Genomic DNA, 20414 nt, shown 5'->3' on the forward strand with positions numbered 1-20414 from the left:
GTGACCGATATGAGCAGTACGGCGGCCGCGGGGACGGGTATTCACATCAGCGGCCTGGACAAGACATTCCGGGTCGGTCGGCGCACGGTGCGGGCGCTGGATTCGGTCGAACTTCATACCGAGCAGGGCGCGTTCCTGTCGTTGTTGGGGCCGTCGGGGTGTGGCAAGTCCACGGTGTTGCGCATCCTCGCCGGCCTCGAAACGCCGTCGGCGGGCACCGCCCGGATCAATGGGGCCACCCCGGCCGAGCTGCGCCGCCGCCACGAATTCGGCATCGCCTTCCAGGATTCGGCGCTGCTGCCCTGGCGCAGTGTGGAATCCAATATCAAACTGCCGCTACAGGTGGCCGGGCTGCCGGTGGAACCGCGACTCATCGCCGATCTCATCGCGCTGGTGGGCCTCGAGGGCTTCGAAAAGGCCAAACCGGCGCAGTTGAGCGGCGGTATGCGCCAACGAGTTTCGATCGCGCGGGCGCTGGCGGTCAAGCCCACCGTGCTGCTGCTGGACGAGCCGTTCGGCGCGCTCGACGATATGACCCGGCAGCGGCTGAACCTGGAACTGCTGCGCATCTGGACCGAGAAGCCCGCCACCACACTGATGGTCACGCACGGCATCGCCGAGGCGGTGTTTCTGTCGGATGTGGTGGCGGTGATGAGCCCGCGGCCGGGCCGGGTGGTGGAGACGGTTCCCATCGATCTGCCGCGCCCGCGCACCCCGGAGATGATGCGCTCGCCGGAATTCCACCGCCTGCACGACTACCTCTCGGAGCTACTGTTCGGCCGCACCGGGCACGGCGGCATCGAGGCGGAAGCCGAAGCGGCCCTGAATATTCCGGAGGCAGTGGAATGAAACGCATCAGTGGCGCCCTCGGCATCGTCGCGCTGATCGCGCTGTGGTGGCTGCTGGCCGAACTGCGGGTGGCGGGCGGCACGGTGCCGAGCCCGTGGACGGTGCTGCACACCATGTACACCGACGGCTGGGCGCTGTACGGCCCCAACTTCCGCATCACCGCCCTCGGCGCGCTGCAGGGCTTCGCCTGGGGCAACGGCCTGGCCATCGCGCTGGCCGTGCTGGTCATGCTAATCCCGCCCATCGAGGCGCTGGCCACCCAGCTGGCAATCCTGAGCTACTGCACCCCGCTGCTGGCGCTGGGCCCGATCATCCTGGTGGTCTTCGGCGGGCGCACGCCGACGGTATTCCTGGCCGCGATGTACTGCTTCTTCACCACCATGGTCGGCACCGTGGCCGGGCTGCGCTCGGCCGATCGCACCAGCCTGGATCTGGTGCGGGCCTACGGCGGCGGGCGCTGGCAGCAGCTGCGTCGGGTGCAGCTGTTCGCGGCGCTGCCGAATACGTTGGCGGCGTTGAAGATCGCCGCGCCCTCGGCGGTGCTCGGCGCCATCATCGGCGAATACCTCGGCGGGGTGGACAGCGGTATCGGCGTGGCGCTCACGGCCGCGCAGACCGCCTACAACGTCCCGCGCACCTGGGGCATGGCCCTGGCGGCCGCGGCGTTGGCCGGGCTCGGATATGCGGTGGTGGCCTTGGTCGCGCGGCTGGTCGCGCCGTGGACCGGACGGGAGGTACGGGCGTGAACGCGTTGCGCCGAATCGGGAAATTCCTGCTCCCGCTGGCCATTTCACTGCTACTGATGCTGCTGTTCTGGTACGCGTTCTTGAAGTTGTTCCCGCAAGTGGGTCCGCGCGTGGGTAAGACGCCCGGCGACGTATGGACCTATCTGGCCACCAGCGACAGCGCGCGACAGGCGATTCTGGCGGATCTGCGGATCACCCTGCAGGACGCGGCCATCGGATTCGGCGTGGGCATGCTGGCGGCGCTGGTGGTCGCCGCGCTGTTCGTCACGTTGCCCGCGGTGGAGCAGTCGTTCATGCCGGTGGCCATGCTGCTGCGCTCGGTTCCGCTGGTGGCGCTGACGCCGATCATCGTGCTGGTGTTCGGGCGCGGGCTGTTCGGCGTGACCGTGCTGGCGGCCATCGTGGTGTTCTTCCCGGCCCTGGTGATGATCATGACCGGCCTGCGCTCGGCATCGGTGCAGGCTATGGAACTCGTTGCGGCATACGGTGGTTCGCGCTGGACCCGGCTGCGCATGGTCGCGGTCCCGGCGGCGCTGCCGTCGGTCTTCGCCGCGGCCCGCATCTCGGTGCCGGGCGCGCTCATCGGGGCGCTGCTGGGGGAGTGGCTGGGCAGCGGAACGGGGCTGGGCGCCAGCCTGATTCGCGCCATCCCCACCTTCCAGTACAACCGGCTGTGGGCCTCGATCGTGCTGGTCACCCTGGTCTCGGTACTGCTCTACGCGATCGTCGGCGTGATCGAGAACCTGATCCTCACCCGCTTCGGTCCCGACGCCGGGCGGAGCTGAGTTCACACAGTCGATCCCGCGAAAGCAAAGAAATCGCAATCCGAACGCCCTAGATTTCCGGCATGACTCGCGTTACATCCCTGGACCGTCGGTCCTTTCTCCGCTACTCGGCGCTGTCCGGGCTCGCGCTCGGCGGCGCGGGACTGCTCGCCGCCTGCGGCGGTGACTCCACCTCCGGCAATTCCAACGGCACCACCCCCGACGGCTCCAAGTACGGCACGGTAGCCATCCAGCTGTCGTGGTTGAAGAACATCGAATTCGCGGGTGAGTACTTCGCCGATTCCAAGGGCTACTACCGCGAGGCCGGATTCGGCAGCGTCAACCTGATCGCGGGCGGCGCGGCCAGCACCTCGGTCGAGGCCGGACTCGACACCGGCAAGATCTGGCTGGGCATGTCCGCACCCCAGACCACCGCGCCCGCGGTCCTGGACGGCCTGCCTGCCAAGATCGTCGGCACCACCTACCAGAAGAATCCGTTCTGCATCGTCAGCTCCGCCGCCAAGCCGATGCTGACGCCGAGGGAGATGAAGGGCCGCAAGATCGGCGTCCAGGACACCAACCAGCTGATCTTCAACGCCCTGCTGGCGGCGAACGGCATGCAGCCCAGCGACGTTCAGATCGTGCCCGCCCAGTTCGATCCGACGCCCCTGGCCAACGGCGAGGTCGACGGCTGGGTGAGCTATGTGACCAACGAGCCGATCACCCTGGAGGCCAAGGGCTTCGAGACCGCACACTTCCTGTTCGCCGACTACGGCCTGCCGCTGACCGCCGAAACCCTGACCGTGCGCCAGGAGACGATCGACTCCGAGCGCGACAAGCTGAAGGCATTCCTGGCCGCGGAGATCCGGGGCTGGAAGGACGCCGTGGCGAATCCGGCCGAGAGCGCGCGCCTCGCCGTGGAGGTCTACGGCAAGGATCAGCGCCTGAACCTGGCCGAACAAATTCAGCAGGCCAAGGCGCAGAACGATCTGGTCGTCTCCGCGGACACCAGGGCCAACGGCCTGTTCACCATGACCGACCAGCTCATCGCCGCGAATATCGAGGCGCTGGCCAAGGCGAAGATCAATATCAAGGCCGAGCAGCTGTTCGACCTGTCGGTCCTGCGCGAACTGCTGGCCGAGCGCCCGGACCTGAAGTAGCTCAGGGCACCGGCACCGCCGTGCGGGCGCCCGCCCGCACGGCGAGCAGTTCCGCCGCCACCGCGACGGCCGTCTCCATCGGCGTGCGCGCCCCGATGTCGAGCCCGGCCGGGGAGTGCAGCCGGGCCAGGGTGGCCTCGCCGAAGCCACCGGCCCGCAACGCCTCCACCCGGTTGGCATGGGCGCTGCGCGATCCGAGCGCCCCGAGATAGCCGAATTCCGGCAGCCGCAAAGCCACGGTGAGCAAGGGGATTTCGAACTTCGGGTCCTGCGTGGCCGCGACCAGCGCGGTCCGCGCGGTGATCTCGCCCGCGGCGGCCTGGGCGTTCAAATAGCGATGCGGCCAGTCCACCACCACCTCCGCGCCGGGAAACGAGGCGGCCGAGGCGAAGCTCTCGCGGGCGTCGCAGATGGTGACCCGATAACCCAGCAGCCGCCCCTGCACCGCCAGCGCGGCCGCAAAAGTGTTGGCGCCGAAGATGATCAGTCGCGGCGGCGCGGTGAAGGAGGAGACGAAGATATCCGACTCCGGCAGCGACACCATTTCGGTGTTGTGCTTGCGATCGGTCACCAGATGCTGGCCGATCACCTCCGGATCGGCATGCCACACCACGGTGAACACCGTGACCGGACGATATGCGGCGATATCGGCCGCGACGGAAGGAAATTCGGGAAAATCGTTGCGCGAGAAAGGTTCCACGAACACATCGATGGTCCCGCAGTCCGCCCCCACCTCCAGTCCGGTCTTGGTATCGAACCGCCGCAGCTCGCGCCGCCCGGTCCGCGCGGCCTCGACCGCCGCCTCGAGCACCGCGCCCTCGTAGCATCCGTCGGAGACCGACCCGAACACACCGCCGTCCGGATCCACCAGCATCGCCGAACCCACCGGCAGCGTGGCGGGGCCGAAGGTCCGTACCAAAGTGGCCAGTCCGGCCGTTCGGCCCCCATACCACACCCGCAATAGGTCATCGACGATGTCACGCATCACACTGCTCCCGGTCAGCGTGCGCGACCGGGCGGGTAGTCGTTGTCGCGACCCGTCGCCGAATCGTCGCACGTGACGGCCACAATATCGGTTCTGTCGGGAAACGGTACGGGCTAGCGAATTTCCTTGCGCGGTTTTGATCACCGTTGCCCGTTGTTCATGAGATAGCACAACCGAATTACCGGAACGGTCGGAAAATGCCATCGGTGATCTTCGCCCGTCGAGTGGCAGCCCCGAATGTCGTCGCCGATATTGGAGGCGATGACGAACGACGAATTCGATCTGGTCACCTTCGCGGCGCTACCCGAGGACGAGGCCGTCACGGCCCTGCTGGGCTGCTGTTCCTCGCGCGCGTGGGCGCGATCGGTGGCCGCCGGCCGCCCCTACGCCACGGTCGAGGACCTGCTGCGCGCCGCGGACGCGGCCCTGGCCGAAATCTCGGAGGAGGAGTTGGACCGCGCCCTGGCCGGGCACCCACGCATCGGCGCGACCCCCGACAACCCGTCCTCGGCCCGGGAGCAGGCGCGCGTCGCCGAGGCGGGCGATGATCTGCGGGCCGCGCTGGCCGCCTGGAATCGCGAATACGAGGCCAGATTCGGCCACGTCTATCTGGTCTGCGCCACCGGCCGCTCGGCCTCGGAACTGCTGGACATCCTCATGGCCCGGCTGCACAACGACCACCGCACCGAGCGCGGTATCGTGCGCGAGGAACTGACCAAGATCAACCGAATCCGGCTGCGCCGGTTGGTGCACGACCCGACGGAGGCGCGATGAGCAGCGTGAGCACCCATGTCCTGGACGCGGTCCGGGGCGTCCCCGCCGCGGACGTGGCGGTCACCCTGTTCGCCCCGGACGGCACCGAATCGACCACCGCCGTCACCGATGCCGACGGCCGCGTCGGCAGCCTCGGCTCGGACCTCGGGCCCGGGGTGTATCGGCTGCGTTTCGCCACGGGCGAGTATTTCGCGGCGCAGGGCGTGCCGACCTTCTATCCCGAGGTCACCATCGCCTTCATCGTCGAAGACGACCGCCATTATCACGTCCCGCTGCTGCTGTCCCCCTTCGCGTATTCCACGTACCGGGGCAGCTGATCCGCTACGCAAACAGATTTCGCACGAACGGCACCGAATCCGCCAGCGAGGCATTCACCGCGCCGCTGTGATCGGTCGGATAGACCCGCACGGTCACCGGCTGCCGATTGAGCTGTAGCACCGCGGCGAAACGCAGCGTCTCCGGAGTGATCACATCGGTGTCGCGCAATCCCTGGCCCAGGAACAGCGGCTTGTCGTAACCGGACTCGGGCAGGCCGAGGTAGCGGTGCAGCAGGCCGTGCAGATCCGGAATCTGCGCCAGCGGCCGGGCGAACAGATCGCCGCCCACCACATTGTGCGCGGCCAGTTCCTCGATCAGCGGTTCCGCGCACACCTGCCGCGCCCGCTCGGTCCAGTGGCGGCCCGCTTCGGTCAGGAAGGAGTCGATATCCAGCTCGGGGTAGGTCGTGCGCAGCCCGTTGAGGATGAACAGCACATAGGCGGTGCTGTTCGCGCCGAGCTTCACCGGCGGCACACCCGGCCCGAGCGGAACCAGGATGTCCTCGATGTAGGCGGGCACCCCGGTGCCCACCGCGCCTCGGTAATCCAGTTCGGCACCGCCGAATTCGGTCGCGTACCGCGCGGTGGTCACCGCGGCCCCGCCGCCCTGCGACTGGCCGACCACCACCCACTTCTTCGACAGCGTTCCGTAGTGGCCGCTCGCGGCCCGCACCGCGTCGACCACGTTGTGCGCCTCGACCACGCCGTTCAGATAGGGATGCTCACCGGGCGTTCCGAGCCCCGCGTAATCGGCGGCGACGATGGCATAGCCCTGCCGCAACCAGGTGCCCAGATAGGCCCAGTCGCGGTCGACCTCGGCGGGCCCACCCAGGCTGTAGGCGCAGTCGTCGGCCAGTCCGACCGTGCCGTGCGCCCACGCGATGATCGGCCAGCCGCCCGCGGGCGGCGCACCGGGCGGGAAGTACACCGCGGCGCTGGCGACGGTCGGTCGATCGCCGACCGTCGTCGTCGAATACAGGATCCGCTCGGAATGCACCGATCCGGGCAGGGTCGCCGCGGCCGGTAGCGGTTCGACGGATTGCACCGTTCCGGCCGCGGGTCCGGCCTGTGCCGCCGGCAGGCCGAGCAGCCCGGTGGCGGAGGTGAGCGTGAGGGCGGCGGCGATCCAGAGTTTCCGCAGCATCGTGGTCCTTTTCGATTGGGTCCCCGGGGCTCGGCATCCAGTCTGCAGCAGGACGCATGACCATCTCCGGCGCGGGTATCCGGAAGACCCGTCAGTGGTCCGGCCCACACCTGAGGCAGCCGCCCCTACTTGTGAACGTCATCACAAGCGAGAACCGGTGCCCCGGATGCGTCCGGGTGGTAACGATCACGCAAACAGTACGCGCGTTACGCTAAACTGCAGGTCAGGCCTACTCACGAGTAGATCCGTGCTGCGCAATCAACGCGCTAATTTCGCAGAATTAGCAAAGATGCGGGCAAAGCTAGCGGAGATTCGCATTAGCAACAGGTAGACGGCACTTTTGGTCTGTGCAATCGTGTGGAAGTACACCCCAAGGCCCTAGCAAGCCTGCAAATTGCCGCTCCAGCAGAGTTCGGACATTCCCCCGGATGTTCGGACGTGGGGCACCGACTGAACCAAGAAGTGGAGTCAGAGATGTCGAAGACCGGCACCCCTAAGACCGCTGCTGAAATCCAGAAGGACTGGGACACCAACCCGCGCTGGAAGGGCATCACCCGCAACTACACCGCCGAGCAGGTCGTGAAGCTGCAGGGCACCGTCGTCGAGGAGCACACCCTCGCCCGCCGTGGCGCCGAGATCCTCTGGGATCTGGTGAACAACGAGGACTACATCAACTCGCTGGGCGCCCTCACCGGTAACCAGGCGGTCCAGCAGGTGCGCGCCGGTCTGAAGGCCATCTACCTGTCCGGTTGGCAGGTCGCCGGTGACGCGAACCTCTCCGGCCACACCTACCCGGACCAGTCGCTGTACCCGGCCAACTCGGTCCCGGCCGTGGTCCGTCGCATCAACAACGCGCTGCTGCGCGCCGATGAGATCGCCAAGATCGAGAACGACACCTCGGTCGAGAACTGGCTGGCCCCGATCGTCGCCGACGCCGAGGCCGGTTTCGGTGGCGCGCTGAACGCCTACGAGCTGCAGAAGGCCATGATCGCCGCCGGCGCCGCCGGTGTGCACTGGGAGGACCAGCTGGCCTCGGAGAAGAAGTGCGGCCACCTCGGTGGCAAGGTGCTCATCCCCACCCAGCAGCACATCCGCACCCTGACCTCCGCGCGGCTGGCCGCCGACGTCGCCGACGTGCCGTCGGTGATCATCGCCCGCACCGACGCCGAGGCCGCCACCCTGATCACCTCCGACGTGGACGAGCGTGACCGCGAATTCCTCGACGGCACCCGCACCCCCGAGGGCTTCTTCGGCGTGAAGAACGGCATCGAGCCCTGCATCGCGCGTGCCAAGGCCTACGCCCCCTACGCCGACCTGATCTGGATGGAGACCGGCGTTCCGGACCTCGAGGTCGCCCGCAAGTTCGCCGAGGCCGTCCGCGGCGAGTTCCCGGACCAGCTGCTGGCCTACAACTGCTCGCCGTCCTTCAACTGGAAGGCGCACCTGGACGACGCGACCATCGCGAAGTTCCAGCGTGAGCTCGGCGCGATGGGCTTCAAGTTCCAGTTCATCACGCTGGCCGGCTTCCACTCGCTCAACTACGGCATGTTCGACCTGGCCTACGGCTACGCCCGCGAGGGTATGACCGCCTTCGTCGACCTGCAGGAGCGCGAGTTCAAGGCCGCGGCCGAGCGTGGCTTCACCGCCATCAAGCACCAGCGCGAGGTCGGTGCCGGCTACTTCGACACCATCGCTACCACGGTGGACCCGAACACCTCGACGGCCGCGCTGAAGGGCTCGACCGAAGAGGGCCAGTTCCACTGAGCGGTTGACTTCCCGACGCATGTCGGGAACGGCGGCCGGGACCCAGTCCGCATCACCTGGGTCCCGGCTGTCGCCCCGGGAGCGCGGAAGTTGCTCCCCCACAAACCAATAGCCGTCCCGCGAGGGGCGCACCCCGGCCCTTCCCGCTGAACAGCCCCGGCGGGAAGGGCGTCCCTATAACGTTTCCCGTCGAAGGCGCGGGGCTCTACGAGAGCCGACACCTTCCCAGATCAGATAAGTCACCGACAGCCAGACACCAGGAGCGGGACGTGAGCAGCGAAAAGATTCAACGCGTCGGCATCATCGGCGCCGGACAGATGGGCGCCGGAATCGCGGAGGTGTGCGCGCGGGCGCACGTCGACGTGCTCGTGTTCGAACCCACCCGGGAGCTGGCTGCCGCCGGTCGCGCCCGCATCCTGCGGTCGCTGGATCGGGGCGTCTCCTCCGGCAAGATCACCGAGCGTGAGCGGGAGCAGGCCGCCTGGCGGCTGCGCTTCACCTCCGACCTCGGCGACTTCGCCGACCGTCAGCTGGTGGTCGAGGCGGTCGTGGAGAACGAGGAGGTCAAGACCTCGATCTTCGCCGAGCTCGACAAGGTCGTGACCGATCCCAACGCCGTGCTGGCCTCCAACACCTCCTCCATCCCGATCATGAAGGTCGCGGTCTCCACCACCCAGCCCGAGCGGGTCGTGGGCATGCACTTCTTCAACCCGGTGCCGGTGCTGCCGCTGGTCGAGCTGGTCACCACGCTCAAGACCAGCGAGGCAGTCTCCAAGCGCGCCGAGGCGTTCGCCTCCGACGTGCTGGGCAAGCAGGTCGTGCGCTCGGCCGACCGCTCCGGCTTCGTCGTCAACGCACTGCTGGTGCCCTACCTGCTCTCGGCCATCCGCATGGTCGAATCCGGTTTCGCCACAAAGGAAGACGTCGACAAGGCCATGGTGCTCGGCTGTGCCCACCCGATGGGACCGCTGGCGCTGACCGACCTGGTCGGCCTCGACACGGTCAAGTCCATCGCCGATTCGATGTACGCGGAGTTCAAGGAGCCGCTGTACTCGGCCCCGCCGCTGCTCATGCGCATGGTCGAGGCCGGGCTGCTGGGTAAGAAGACCGGCGCGGGCTTCTACCAGTACAACAACAACCGCTGATTTCCTCAGCGTTCATGCTCTACTGCTCCGCCCCCGGGTCTGGCGACCGTGGGGGTGGAGCACACCTCGGTACCGGGCATAAGCTGCGAAAAGGGTCGGGCTGAACCCGCAGCTCGGAAGGAGTTCCGCTCATGGTCAACGTCGTCGACGGCTTCGGATCGAGCATCCTCGGATATCCGAGGATCGGACCGCACCGGGAACTCAAACGCGCACTGGACTCCTATTGGCACGGCGGCATCTCCCGTGAGGAACTGCTGCGGGTCGGCCGGGAGATCCAGGACGACCAGTTCGCCGAGCTGCACGCCGCGGGCCTGACCCAGGTGCCGGGCAACACCTTCTCCTTCTACGACCACATCCTGGACAACGCGCTGCTGTTCGGCGCGGTCCCCAAGCGGTTCGAGCCGTATCGAGAAGGCTTGCACCCGTTGGACTTCTACTTCCTGATGGCGCGCGGCCGCCCGGACCTGCCGCCGCTGGAACTGGTGCGCCTGTTCGGCACCAACTACCACTACCGCCAGCCGGAGCTGGACGCGGACACCGAATTCTCCCTGCACCCCGAGGCCCTGCTGGACGAGTTCGACCGCGCCAAGGAGAAGGGCATCGAGCTGCGGCCGGTCGTGCTGGGCCCGCTGTCGCTGCTGCTGCTGTCCAAGGCCGGACACGTGCCGGGCGAGGACGAGTTCGACCGGCTTTCGTTGCTGGACAAGCTGCTTCCGGTCTATGAGCAGCTGTTCGAGATCCTCGCCAAGCGCGGCTCGACCTGTGTGCAGTTGGACGAGCCCTGCTTCACCAGCGATCGCACGCCTGCGGAACTCGCCGCGTTCGAGCGTGCCTACCAACGGCTTTCGACCGCGCCGCTGCGCCCGCGCATTCTGGTCACCGGCCAGTACGGCGATTTCGGTGAGGCCGTGCGCATTCTGGCCCAGACCGCCGTGGAGGCGATCGGGCTCGACCTGGCAAGCTACCGGGTGCGCCCGGAGGAACTGGCCGAGATCCCGGGCATCAAGCGCAAGCGCCTGTACGCGGGCGTGATCAGCGGCACCAATGTGTGGCGCGCCGACCGCTACGTCACCCTCACCTACCTCAACGAGCTGGCGAAGGTGTGCCCGGATCTGGTGGTCTCCACCGGAACCACGCTGCTGCACGTGCCCTACGACCTGCTCGTCGAATACGACATCGAGGGGCCGGTCGCCGATCGGCTCGCCTTCGCGAAACAGAAGGTGCTCGAGGTGGTTTCGCTGGCCAAGGCGCTCACCGAGGGCTTGGGCGGGTCTGGGGGCGTCGAGACAGCGAAGTGGCGCAAGCGGCCCAGCGAGGTGCACTTCAAGCAGAAACACGCCGTGCGCCAACGGGTTTACGCGGTTACGCCGGATATGCGCGAGCGCGAGCCGTACGAGGTGCGCCGGGAGGCGCAGCGGCAGAAGCTGAATCTGCCCGTCGTGCCCGCGACCACGCTCGGCTCCTTCCCGCAGACGCCCTCGGTCCGCCAGGCCCGCCACGACCTGGGCGAGGGTCGGCTGTCCTACGACGAGTACCGCAAGCGCATCGAGGCCGAGATCGAGTCGACCATCCGGCTGCAGGAGGACATCGGCCTGGACGTGCTGGTGCACGGCGAGCACGAGCGCAACGACATGGTGCAGTACTTCGCCGAACTGCTCGACGGCTTCGCCACGACGCATTACGGCTGGGTGCAGGTGTACGGCTCGCGCTGCGTGCGCCCGCCGATCCTCTACGGCGATGTGGCGCGGCCGAAGCCGATGACCGTCGAATGGATCACCTACGCGCAGTCGCTCACCGACAAACCGGTGAAAGGCATTGTGACCGGCCCGGTTACGATGGTCGCCCGCTCGTTCGTGCGTCAGGATCAGCCGCTGTACGAGACGGCCGACCAGGTGGCGCTGGCCATCCGCGACGAGCTGGCCGATCTGGAGAAGGCCGGTGTGTCCATCATCCAGGTCGACGAGCCCGCCGTGCGCGAACTGTTGCCGCTGCGCCCCACCGGTCGCCGCGAGTACCTGCGCTGGGCGGTCAACGCGTTCCGCCTGGCCACCTCGGGCGTCGAGCCGGAGACCCAGATCCACACCCACATCGCCTATTCCAGCCGCGCCGAAATCGTCCAGGCCATCGAGGAACTCGACGCCGACGTCACCGCGATCGTCGCCAGCCGCTCCATCGAATGGGTCCTCGAGGCCCTGAAGAAGGACGCCGACCAGGGCCACGGCCTCTCCCACGGCGTCGGCCCCGGCGTCTACGAAAGCCGCTCGGCCCGCATCCCCGACATCGACGAACTCGACGCGGCCCTCACCGCCGCCGCCGAGGCCGTCACCCCGGAACGCCTGTGGGCCAACCCCGACGGCGGCCTCAAGACCCGCCACTACTGGCAGTTGGAGCCCTCGCTGCGGAATATGGTCGCCGCCGCCCGCCGCGTGCGGCGACGGGCGGAGGGGTCCACGACCGAATAGGCATTGCGGCACGTCTCCCTGTGCTACATGTAGGGCATGTCCGGGAGGCGTACGAATGTCTACGCCGATGCCGCCCATCTCGAGCTGATCAGAGCGGCGGCACGGCGGCGCGGTGTGCCTGCGGCCGAGATCATTCGGGAGGGGATTCACCTGGCGGCGTTGAGCTATCGAGTGTGGGACGAACGCCTCGACTGGCCGACCTTCGCCGGTGGTGGCGCGCCTGCCGATTCGGCCGCCGTCAGTGACGCTTTCGGCTGAACCACTCATGAGCGGGAGGGCGGCGTGCCGAGTATCGGAAAGCGCGGCATCGGAGTCTGCGCGGGGTTGTTGGGGCTGGTGGTCGCCGCCGTTGAACCGGCTGTGGCGCGGGCGGATTCGCCTCCGTGTCCGGCGGCGGTGTCCACGCTGTTGCCTGCGGGGACTCCGCTGCTCGATTACGCGGAGAATCTGACCTACGATCAGCACGGCAATCTTTGGGTGGCTCGTCTTGTCCGCAATCAGGTGCAGCGGTACGACAGCGGCGGGCGGCTCACGGGGACGGTGGCCGTCGAATCGCCCGGGGCGGTGCGGTTGGGGCCGGACGGTTTGCTGTACGTGGTGTACGGGGATTCGCTGACGAGTCGATTGCCCGGGGCGCGTGGGGGTGGGGTGGTTCGTTTCGATCCCGATGCCGCCGCGCCGGTGCCGGAGGAATTCGTCTCCGGGCTCGGCATGCCCAATGGCGCGGCCTTCGACAGCGCGGGGAATCTGTATGTCGCCGATACCGCGAACGGAGTCATCCGAATTCGCCGCGAGGGCACTCCGGATTCGAACTGGAACGCCCACGCCGCGATACCCGGCGCCAACGGCATAGTCGTCGCGGGCGATTCCATCTATGTGACGGAGTACTCCAGTCTCGACGGCCGCGTGGTCCGCATTCCGATCTCCGATCCCGCCAGGAAGCAGACGGCGGCTAATGTGACCATGGGAGCCAGCGGATTGTCGGCGCTGCCCGACGATCTCGCGGTCGGCCCGGATGGAAAACTCTACGACGCGACCACCACCGGCGACCTCGTTCGGATCGATCCGGCCCAGCACACCACCTGCACGGTGTATTCGGGCGCCGATCCATTGACCGCGGTGGCGCTCGCCCCCGATGGCTCGCTGTCGGTTTCCACCATCGGCGGCGCGGTGCTGCGGATGATTCCGGGCTGATCGGTTGGATAGCCTGTCTGCGACCGATTTTCGACAGGAGTTGTGGATGGGAATGTTCGAGACAGGTGGACGCCGTACAGGAGGCGGCGCGTAAGGCGCTGCGCGAGCAGTAGTTCGCGGCGGCGTTCCGGCGCTGCCTGCGCGGATTTTCGTGCCTTTACGTCTAGCATCGGCTAACGAATCGTTACTTCTCTTCGGTGTGGAAGGGATGGTCGATGCGGTCGCTGGCGGTGTTGGTTGTCACGCTCTGTTGTTGCACGGTAGTGGCGTTCGGCGAGGCGACGGCCGATCCGCTCGAGGCGATCGAACGGCCCGTGGACGGAAGTCTCTCACCACCCGGGGCTAATGACTGGCAATGCGCACCGCGGGCGGCGCATCCGGAACCGGTCGTACTCGTGCACGGCACCTGGGGAAATCAGAATGCGTGGGATGTGCTGGCCCCGGAACTCCGCACCTCGGGATATTGCGTCTTCTCGCTGAACTACGGCCGCGACACCTCCAGCATCTGGGGTGCCCGCCCGGGCGTCTACGGCACCGCCGATATTCGCGCCTCGGCTCGCGAACTCGCCGCCTTCGTCGAAAAGGTTCGCGCCGCGACGAATTCCCCCCGGGTCGACATCGTGGCTCATTCGCAGGGCGGGGTGGTCGCCCGGCAGTATCTGCGATTCGAGGGCGGCGCGAATCCGTCCGACCCACAACGCAACAAGGTGCACAAGGTGGTGATGATGGCCCCCACCAACCACGGCACGACCGCATTGGATTGGGGCCACCTGCTCCACCTCGGCAGTTCCGACGGGCCGGGCGATCGGATGGTCGGTGCGGTACTCGGCACCGCCGCCGCCCAACAGGTGATCGGCAGCGATTTTCTGCACCGACTCAATGCGGCCGGTGACACCGAGCCCGGCGTGCAATATACAGTTATCGCAACACGCGTCGACGAAGTCACGACCCCGCCGGAATCCGCATTCCTGCGCCCAGGTCCGGGCGCGACCGTGGAAAACCTGTGGGTGCAATCGTTCTGTCCGGCCGACAATACCGATCACGGGCGACTACCCGAGTCGCCCACCGTAATTCGCCTGGTGAAACACGCCCTCGATCCCTCGTATCAGGAGCTGTCTTGCGCCGCATGAGCTCGAATTCGTTCGATCGCCACACCGCGCCCACCCCGCGGCCCTGCCTTTTCCCGATGGTGCCGTTGCTGTGCCTGGTCCCCGTGGCCTGGTTGAGTGCGAGCTGGTCCTTCCGCCGGATCGCTCGGATGTTCCGGCGGCCGGTTTCGCGGCCAACGGGAAAACGGTTCTCGGGCCGCCCGAACATTCGGATGATCGGCGCGGCGATGGAGCGGCCGGTAGCGCGTCCTCGCCGTCGCACCGTCGTCCACTCGATGTAGCCCCCGCGCGAAGGAGTGCGACATGCGTGTACGCAGCCGGTTGTGTCCGATGGTGCTGGGTGTGCTGACGACGGTGGTCGTGGTGAATGCGGTACCGTCACCTCCCAGCGCAGCCGCGCCGATCACCGAGCAACCGAACGAGTCGTCGATCCTGGACGCCATTCGCGACACCGTCACCGCTCTCGTGCCGATCGATGGTGAGGTCCGGAACGAACTGATCGCCGATGCCCGCCACGCCCCGCTGCCTCCTGGCCTCGCGCCCGACTGGGACGAGACCGCGGCATATCGGCTGCCCGCCGGACGATCCGCGACGATCACACCCCTGACCGACGCGGACGGCGCGATCGCAATCCTGTTCGACGCCGACGGCGCGATCGCCCATCACATCGAAACGAGCGCGACCTCCGCGCCGGACGCCACCACCTCCCTCACGACCAGTATCGATAGGCGTTCCCCCGCAACGCATCACGTCACCGCCGACGATTTGCGCGCCGCCACCCGCGACATCCTGCTCAAAAAGGTCTTCCTCGGACCGGGCTGCTGGGCCGCCGCCGCCACCGCGATCCTGGCAACCCTCCTGGTGATCGCCCTGATCCCCCTCAATCTGATCCCCTTCTTCGGCAACATCCTGTACTCGATCCTCGCCGCGGCCCTGCTGATGACCTGGATTCCCGTGATCCCCGCCTGCCTGGGCCTGTGACCCTGCGGCAGTGGACTTTCCCGCCACGGGCGAGTCCACCATGATCGGGAGCAGAGCCGATCCGGGAAGGCGCGACATGACCACGGTATTGACCATCGATGCCCGCGGCACCCAGCACTGCGAGACCACAGCCGTGGGAGTTCTGCTGCGCCACCAGGGCGTCGACCTGTCCGAGCCCATGCTCTTCGGTCTCGCCTCCGGCCTGTCCTTCGTCTACTGGGACAGCAAGAATCTCGGCTTCCCCTTCCTCGGCGGACGAGTCAAGCCCTTCGAACTCACCCGAAATCTGGCCACCACCCTCGGCCTGGAACTGCTGGTCCAGGAGACCTCCTCTCCCCGAAAGGCTTGGGAGAACGTGGCAACCCGCATCGATGCCGGTACCCCCGTCGGCCTCCAGCTGGACAGCTACCACCTGGACTATTTCGGCTCGAAGGTGCACTTCGGCGGTCATGTGGTCGCCATGTACGGCTACGACGACCACAACGCCTACCTGGTCGACACCGACCAGCAGGGCGGCGCGGTGACCACCAGCCTGACCAGCCTCGCCGAGGCCAGGGCCGCCCGCGGCCCCATGACCGCCAGACACCGCTCCTTCACCCTCACCGCCCCGAAGCATCGGCCCGCCCCACCGAGTCGCATCATCCCCGCCATCACCGCCTGCGCCCACGCCTTCCTGAACCCACCCATCGCCAACCTCGGCTACCGAGGCATCGAGAAGGCGAGCAAACTCATCACCACCTGGCTCGACCGCACCGACAACCCACAGCGCGACCTCCCCCAGGCCGCCCTCCTGATGGAGCGAGCCGGAACCGGCGGCGCCCTGTTCCGCAACTTCTACCGCGACTTCCTCGCCGAATGCCTTGGGACGCTGGACAACCCGCACCTGCGCACCGGCCACCGGCGCTACGCCGAGGCGGCCGCCCTGTGGACCGAAGTCGCGGCCCTGATCACCCGAGCCGGTGAATCGAGCAGTGCCCAACACCTCGGACAGGCCGGGGCCATCCTCGGCGATCTCTCCCGCGTGGAACGCGAGGCCATGCAGGCCCTGATGTCGGTTGCCAGTCCTGAGTAGGTGTGAGTGTCACCCTCCGGCTACCGCGCCGTCCTCGTCACCGTCGCCGCATAGGCACACCGATCCGGTGGCTTACGCACTTCGAAGTGCCTTCTTCCCGTTGGAGAGTTACCCAACAAACATGGAGCAGGTCAACCACAGAATCCATGTGAAGAAGTGAGCCATGAGTACGTCAACCTTCCGAGCCGCCGTCGTCCGCACCCCCAATGGGCCCGACTCGATCGAGATCATCGATGTTCCCGTCGCCGAGCCCGGCCCCGGCGAGGTTCTGGTCGCGGTCGCCGCCGCACCGGTCAACCCCACCGACCTCGGAGTGGTGGGGGGCTTGTTCCATGGCATGGGCATGATCGATCAGCCCGAACACACGGGCCTGGGCTGGGACTTCGCCGGCATCGTGCACGCCGCCGGTCCCGGAGTCGACCTGGCTGTCGGCACCCGGGTCGCCGGCGTCGTCGTCGGTTTCGACCGCGACTTCGGTACCTACGCCGAACGGCTCATCGTGCCCGCCGCCGAAATCGCCGTGGTACCCGACGAACTCGACCTGGTCGCGGCATCGACGGTGCCGCTCAACGGACTGAGTGCGGCGCAGATTGTCGACATGCTCGGCGACGCGCCCGCCGACGGCAACCGGCTGCTGGTGACCGGCGCGGCCGGGGCGATCGGGTCGAACGTGGCCGCGCTCGCACCCGATCGCGGCTGGCGGGTAACCGGTTTGGCCCGAGCCACGGACGAGGCATTCGTGCGCGGTCTCGGCGCCGACTTCGCCACGCACGCCGAGCCGGGCTGGGACGCGGTCGTCGATACCACGCCGCAGCAGGTGTGGGGCCTGACCTTGGTCCGCGACGGCGGCGCCTTCGTCGGTGTCCGACCCAACCTGGTGCCCGCGGCCGAGCGCGGGATCACGGTGAACGCATTGATGATGCACTCCGACAGTTCGCGATTGGGGGAGTTGCTGGCCCGTGCGGCGTCCGGCCGATTGCCGACCCGAGTGCACGCGGTCGTGCCGTTGGCCCAGGCAGCCGACGCCCACCGGGCCGTGGCCGAGGGCGGGATACGTGGCCGTTACGTGCTCGAGCCCTGACCAACTGGCCGAAACAGAATTCACCGAGGAGTGACCGACATGACCTTCACAATCAACGAACAGAAGTTCCTCGCGGAGGCCGGAATCGGTCGGCTGGCCACGGTGTCGCCCGACGGCGTCGTGCAGAACAACCCGACCAGCTATCGGGTCAACGCCGACGGCACGATCGACATCGGGGGCATACGGATGCGTGCCAGCCGAAAGTACCGCAATGTCGAGACGGGCAGCCGGGTGTCGTTCGTCATCGACCAACAGGTTTCGTTGGAACCGTACGTGATTCGCGGCATCGAGGTGCGCGGCACGGCCGAGGCGCTCGACGACGAGGAGCCGCCGTTCCCACCCCAGGAACGTGCCGTTATCCGAATTCACCCCGAACGGATCATCTCCTGGGGCATCGATGGCGGGCCCTTCGAATTCACCGGTCGCGACGCCGAGTAGCCGGCCGTTCGCCGTCCGCCGAGACACATACCGCCGGCCGCCGAAACCTCGGCCAACGATCTTGGGGGCGTGCCCGCGGTGAACGGCGTGACTACCGTTCCGGGTGGCCCCGTCCACTACAGAGGAGTTACACGATGACCCGTGCCGCACTGAACGTCCTTGCCGCCGTATCGATTGCGTTGTTGGCTGGGGCGGGGGCGGCGAATGCGGTATCCGGCGGAATTCCGTTGGAGCCCGCGTCGAACAGTCAGGTGACACCCGTTGGCGCGCAGGGTGATCCGATCGGCGTTGCGCCCGGCTCGAGCAGCCCCCAGGCATTGGCCTGCCTGCTGCAGTCGATCTCCAGCGGTGCCAAGTACTGCTTGAGCTGATCTTCCTCGGCTAGCGGAAATACGGGTAGTCCTGCACCCAGTGGAAGCCGCGGCTGCGCAGGGTGAAGCTGTTCGGATCCACGCGTTCCAGGGTTATCGCCACCGGGCGGTCATGCAGTTTCCCGCGGAGTACCAGCCGGTCCGGGGTAGGCCGCTCGGCGGCCAGCGTCGCGAATGGTGGCTGGCTCCCGACCTTTCCGTCGGGAGCTTCCGCCATCGCGGTGAGTTGCAGCTGTCCGTTGGGGAAGAAGTCGGCGCGCGCCGGTACCAGGTCACCGTTCATCCGCTGGTAGGTGGCTCCCTCTGGATCATCGAAAACAAGCCGTTGCCAACGGTTCTCGGCGGTCGTCAGCGGCGGCACCGGCTGCCCGTCGAGGGCGAACTCACGCACGTCCCAGATGCCGTACAGCTCGGACTTGGGGCGTTCGGGACCGTATTGATTCTGCCAGACCACCCAGCGGTCATAGCCGCTACCGAGCGCGACCCAGATGCCGAGGGCCACCGGAACCCACAGCGCGACGCGGTTCTTCCGGTTGTCGGTGAACAGCGCGGGTTGCGTCAGCGGCTCGCACGCGCGTTGCAGCACGAACACATTGGTCAGCCGCCGGAGATACGGTGCGAGCAGAACCAGGCTGATCAGCAGCAGGTGTGCGGAAAGCAGCTTTACCGGTATATCGAAAGTCAGGTTCACCAGCAGGACCTGAGCCATGCTCGCCAAAGTCACCGCCGCGCCCAGCACCGCGGTCCGGGAAACGAACAGCAGCAGCCCGGCCACGACCTCCACCGCACCGAGCGCCATCTCATACGGATGAGAGCTGCCGACCTGCAGCCACAGCACCGAAGCCGGGCTCAGATCGCCGTACGGCTGCAACAGCTGTGCCAGCGTGGGGCCGGGCATCTGGGTGGGGATCAGCTTGGCGAATCCGAACGACAGCAGCTGCCCGCCCAGACACAGCCGCAGAAACAGCGTGAACCAGGCCAGCAGGCGGGGGTGGGAGGCACGGCGGTCGAGGGCCGTCCACACCGCGGCCGCCACAACCGCCACGACCAGCAGGCAGAACGTCAGTACCCACATGGCCGCCTGATCTCCGGCTCCGGAGTCCTCGTGCAGCACCGCGTCGACCCCGAAGAAGGTTCTGCCCACCCAACCGGTGACGGGGTCGGTCAGGGTGACGATCCACGGTCCGCCGGGACTGCGTAGCCAGCGGCCGACAAGGCCCAGCAGCGTGAACGGGATGTAGGTCTGGAGCAGGCAGTACAGCCCGAAATAGACGACGCAGAGCCGAAATACGATCCGCGTGAACGGATGCCAGCGGACAAGGTGTGACTCCGTCACTGATGCATCCTCGGGTCCTGGGTGGGGTTGGCATACCGGGGCGGGCAGCCGTGCTCGTCCGCGTCGGGGCGAAATTCGAAGTGCCAGGGTTCGTTTCGGTAGATCTGGCACAGCCCGTACCGGGCGCCGTGCCTGGACAGCCACGTCGTGGCCGCGGCGGGCCCGATGTCGATCGCGTTGCCCGAGACGTGCGGGGACGTGTCGGGAGTGGCCACCCATCGCGCGGCCTCGGATTCCGAGCCGTACTTCGAGATCGCCTCGCGCAGTAGGTGTTTCTGATACTCCCCGGAACGCCAGCCACTGTTGACGACGAACTCGACCCCATCTTTCGCGGCAGCCTTTGCGGCTCGGCGCAACGCGCGGAGCAAATCCGGGTCGAGGTTGGCCACGGCCGGGATGTCGTCATCGAAGACCGTCACACCATCGGGGACGACACCATCGGCGACGGTGACTCCGGAGCGCGTCTCGCCGCCCGGCCGCGCCGCGCCGGGCGGACCCTGGTTGCCGTGTGGATTTCCGAAATACCTTGCGGCCGAGATAGATAGGTCCGTCAGCGGCTGGAAAACGCGGACGCCGATGAGCGCCGCGCCGATGGCCACCAGGACGGCGAGGACGATCCATCGGCGACGGCGAGTCCCTGTTCGAGCTGGTTCGCGGTAGTTCATACCGTCAGTCAAGGCAGCGCGGCGTTGTCGGCGCGTATGCCGTTTTCGATATGCCGC

General features: G+C 67.3%; 21 protein-coding genes. 17 read left to right on the plus strand and 4 right to left on the minus strand.

Annotation, left to right across the window (positions count from 1 at the left end; translation table 11 throughout):
- The first annotated feature begins 9 nt into the window (after window positions 1-9).
- From NDR87_RS25435 to NDR87_RS25450, 4 genes are all read left to right on the plus strand, one after another.
- Entirely contained in the window at window positions 10-849 is an 840-nt protein-coding gene (locus NDR87_RS25435) for an ABC transporter ATP-binding protein (protein ID WP_251912708.1), read from the plus strand.
- Complete coding sequence (locus NDR87_RS25440; RefSeq protein ID WP_251912709.1) at window positions 846-1595, plus strand: ABC transporter permease; 750 nt, start codon at window positions 846-848, stop codon at window positions 1593-1595. The genes NDR87_RS25435 and NDR87_RS25440 overlap by 4 nt, the downstream gene beginning before the upstream one ends.
- The gene (locus tag NDR87_RS25445) at window positions 1592-2380 is read left to right on the plus strand and encodes an ABC transporter permease subunit (RefSeq protein WP_251912710.1); all 789 of its coding nucleotides are present in this window, start codon (window positions 1592-1594) and stop codon (window positions 2378-2380) included. The genes NDR87_RS25440 and NDR87_RS25445 overlap by 4 nt, the downstream gene beginning before the upstream one ends.
- A gap of 62 nt (window positions 2381-2442) precedes the next feature.
- Window positions 2443-3519, plus strand: coding sequence for an ABC transporter substrate-binding protein (locus tag NDR87_RS25450; protein WP_251912711.1), 1077 nt, complete (start codon window positions 2443-2445; stop codon window positions 3517-3519).
- A gap of 1 nt (window position 3520) precedes the next feature.
- Here NDR87_RS25450 and NDR87_RS25455 read toward each other — a convergent pair whose 3' ends face one another.
- A complete protein-coding gene (locus tag NDR87_RS25455; RefSeq protein ID WP_251912712.1) occupies window positions 3521-4504 on the minus strand; it encodes an XdhC family protein in 984 nt (327 codons plus the stop codon).
- A gap of 261 nt (window positions 4505-4765) precedes the next feature.
- Here NDR87_RS25455 and uraD point away from each other — a divergent pair, with 261 nt between their 5' ends.
- Together uraD and uraH are read left to right on the plus strand one after the other, a co-directional pair.
- On the plus strand, window positions 4766-5278 hold the full coding sequence (gene uraD / locus NDR87_RS25460) for a 2-oxo-4-hydroxy-4-carboxy-5-ureidoimidazoline decarboxylase (RefSeq protein ID WP_251912713.1): 513 nt from the start codon (window positions 4766-4768) through the stop codon (window positions 5276-5278).
- A complete protein-coding gene (uraH, locus tag NDR87_RS25465; RefSeq protein WP_251912714.1) occupies window positions 5275-5595 on the plus strand; it encodes a hydroxyisourate hydrolase in 321 nt (106 codons plus the stop codon). Before uraD ends, uraH begins: the two co-directional genes overlap by 4 nt.
- Window positions 5596-5599: 4 nt before the next feature.
- On the opposite strand, the gene NDR87_RS25470 is transcribed toward uraH, so the two are convergent.
- Entirely contained in the window at window positions 5600-6739 is a 1140-nt protein-coding gene (locus tag NDR87_RS25470; RefSeq protein ID WP_251912715.1) for a lipase family protein, read from the minus strand.
- A gap of 474 nt (window positions 6740-7213) precedes the next feature.
- On the opposite strand from NDR87_RS25470, the gene aceA reads away from it, so the two are divergent.
- From aceA to NDR87_RS25525, 11 genes are all read left to right on the plus strand, one after another.
- Entirely contained in the window at window positions 7214-8503 is a 1290-nt protein-coding gene (gene aceA, locus NDR87_RS25475; protein WP_251912716.1) for an isocitrate lyase, read from the plus strand.
- Window positions 8504-8772: 269 nt separating this feature from the next.
- Window positions 8773-9648, plus strand: coding sequence for a 3-hydroxybutyryl-CoA dehydrogenase (locus NDR87_RS25480; protein ID WP_308212144.1), 876 nt, complete (start codon window positions 8773-8775; stop codon window positions 9646-9648).
- Between the two features lie 131 nt (window positions 9649-9779).
- Window positions 9780-12110, plus strand: coding sequence for a 5-methyltetrahydropteroyltriglutamate--homocysteine S-methyltransferase (gene metE / locus NDR87_RS25485; protein WP_251912717.1), 2331 nt, complete (start codon window positions 9780-9782; stop codon window positions 12108-12110).
- 36 nt (window positions 12111-12146) lie between these two features.
- Complete coding sequence (locus NDR87_RS25490) at window positions 12147-12368, plus strand: CopG family transcriptional regulator (RefSeq protein ID WP_251912718.1); 222 nt, start codon at window positions 12147-12149, stop codon at window positions 12366-12368.
- Window positions 12369-12392: 24 nt separating this feature from the next.
- Window positions 12393-13304: a hypothetical protein gene (locus NDR87_RS25495; RefSeq protein WP_251912719.1), complete on the plus strand. Its 912-nt coding sequence runs from the start codon at window positions 12393-12395 to the stop codon at window positions 13302-13304.
- Window positions 13305-13519: 215 nt separating this feature from the next.
- On the plus strand, window positions 13520-14434 hold the full coding sequence (locus tag NDR87_RS25500; protein WP_251912720.1) for a triacylglycerol lipase: 915 nt from the start codon (window positions 13520-13522) through the stop codon (window positions 14432-14434).
- Between the two features lie 282 nt (window positions 14435-14716).
- Window positions 14717-15394, plus strand: a complete 678-nt coding sequence (locus NDR87_RS25505) for a hypothetical protein (RefSeq protein ID WP_251912721.1) — start codon at window positions 14717-14719, stop codon at window positions 15392-15394.
- Window positions 15395-15470: 76 nt separating this feature from the next.
- The gene (locus tag NDR87_RS25510; protein WP_251912722.1) at window positions 15471-16466 is read left to right on the plus strand and encodes a BtrH N-terminal domain-containing protein; all 996 of its coding nucleotides are present in this window, start codon (window positions 15471-15473) and stop codon (window positions 16464-16466) included.
- 163 nt (window positions 16467-16629) lie between these two features.
- A complete protein-coding gene (locus tag NDR87_RS25515) occupies window positions 16630-17547 on the plus strand; it encodes an NADP-dependent oxidoreductase (protein WP_251912723.1) in 918 nt (305 codons plus the stop codon).
- Between the two features lie 39 nt (window positions 17548-17586).
- Window positions 17587-17985, plus strand: a complete 399-nt coding sequence (locus NDR87_RS25520) for a PPOX class F420-dependent oxidoreductase (RefSeq protein WP_251912724.1) — start codon at window positions 17587-17589, stop codon at window positions 17983-17985.
- A gap of 134 nt (window positions 17986-18119) precedes the next feature.
- Window positions 18120-18356, plus strand: coding sequence for a hypothetical protein (locus tag NDR87_RS25525; RefSeq protein WP_251912725.1), 237 nt, complete (start codon window positions 18120-18122; stop codon window positions 18354-18356).
- Between the two features lie 10 nt (window positions 18357-18366).
- Here the strand turns inward: NDR87_RS25525 and NDR87_RS25530 are convergent, their stop codons facing one another.
- A complete protein-coding gene (locus tag NDR87_RS25530; protein ID WP_251912726.1) occupies window positions 18367-19692 on the minus strand; it encodes a DoxX family protein in 1326 nt (441 codons plus the stop codon).
- Entirely contained in the window at window positions 19689-20357 is a 669-nt protein-coding gene (locus tag NDR87_RS25535) for a M15 family metallopeptidase (protein WP_251912727.1), read from the minus strand. The genes NDR87_RS25530 and NDR87_RS25535 overlap by 4 nt, the downstream gene beginning before the upstream one ends.
- Window positions 20358-20414 lie beyond the last annotated feature (57 nt).

The sequence above is a fragment of the Nocardia sp. CDC159 genome, from assembly GCF_023740735.1.
Taxonomy (GTDB): domain Bacteria; phylum Actinomycetota; class Actinomycetes; order Mycobacteriales; family Mycobacteriaceae; genus Nocardia; species Nocardia pulmonis.

What these genes read in the sequence shown, in the direction of transcription:
- NDR87_RS25435 (WP_251912708.1), top strand. Translation starts at nt 10, where the DNA reads ATGAGCAGTACGGCGGCCGCGGGGACGGGTATTCACATCAGCGGCCTG.
- NDR87_RS25440 (WP_251912709.1), top strand. Translation starts at nt 846, where the DNA reads ATGAAACGCATCAGTGGCGCCCTCGGCATCGTCGCGCTGATCGCGCTG.
- NDR87_RS25450 (WP_251912711.1), top strand. Translation starts at nt 2,443, where the DNA reads ATGACTCGCGTTACATCCCTGGACCGTCGGTCCTTTCTCCGCTACTCG.
- NDR87_RS25455 (WP_251912712.1), bottom strand. Translation starts at nt 4,504, where the DNA reads ATGCGTGACATCGTCGATGACCTATTGCGGGTGTGGTATGGGGGCCGA.
- uraD (WP_251912713.1), top strand. Translation starts at nt 4,766, where the DNA reads ATGACGAACGACGAATTCGATCTGGTCACCTTCGCGGCGCTACCCGAG.
- uraH (WP_251912714.1), top strand. Translation starts at nt 5,275, where the DNA reads ATGAGCAGCGTGAGCACCCATGTCCTGGACGCGGTCCGGGGCGTCCCC.
- NDR87_RS25470 (WP_251912715.1), bottom strand. Translation starts at nt 6,739, where the DNA reads ATGCTGCGGAAACTCTGGATCGCCGCCGCCCTCACGCTCACCTCCGCC.
- aceA (WP_251912716.1), top strand. Translation starts at nt 7,214, where the DNA reads ATGTCGAAGACCGGCACCCCTAAGACCGCTGCTGAAATCCAGAAGGAC.
- metE (WP_251912717.1), top strand. Translation starts at nt 9,780, where the DNA reads ATGGTCAACGTCGTCGACGGCTTCGGATCGAGCATCCTCGGATATCCG.
- NDR87_RS25490 (WP_251912718.1), top strand. Translation starts at nt 12,147, where the DNA reads ATGTCCGGGAGGCGTACGAATGTCTACGCCGATGCCGCCCATCTCGAG.
- NDR87_RS25500 (WP_251912720.1), top strand. Translation starts at nt 13,520, where the DNA reads ATGCGGTCGCTGGCGGTGTTGGTTGTCACGCTCTGTTGTTGCACGGTA.
- NDR87_RS25505 (WP_251912721.1), top strand. Translation starts at nt 14,717, where the DNA reads ATGCGTGTACGCAGCCGGTTGTGTCCGATGGTGCTGGGTGTGCTGACG.
- NDR87_RS25510 (WP_251912722.1), top strand. Translation starts at nt 15,471, where the DNA reads ATGACCACGGTATTGACCATCGATGCCCGCGGCACCCAGCACTGCGAG.
- NDR87_RS25515 (WP_251912723.1), top strand. Translation starts at nt 16,630, where the DNA reads ATGAGTACGTCAACCTTCCGAGCCGCCGTCGTCCGCACCCCCAATGGG.
- NDR87_RS25520 (WP_251912724.1), top strand. Translation starts at nt 17,587, where the DNA reads ATGACCTTCACAATCAACGAACAGAAGTTCCTCGCGGAGGCCGGAATC.
- NDR87_RS25525 (WP_251912725.1), top strand. Translation starts at nt 18,120, where the DNA reads ATGACCCGTGCCGCACTGAACGTCCTTGCCGCCGTATCGATTGCGTTG.
- NDR87_RS25535 (WP_251912727.1), bottom strand. Translation starts at nt 20,357, where the DNA reads ATGAACTACCGCGAACCAGCTCGAACAGGGACTCGCCGTCGCCGATGG.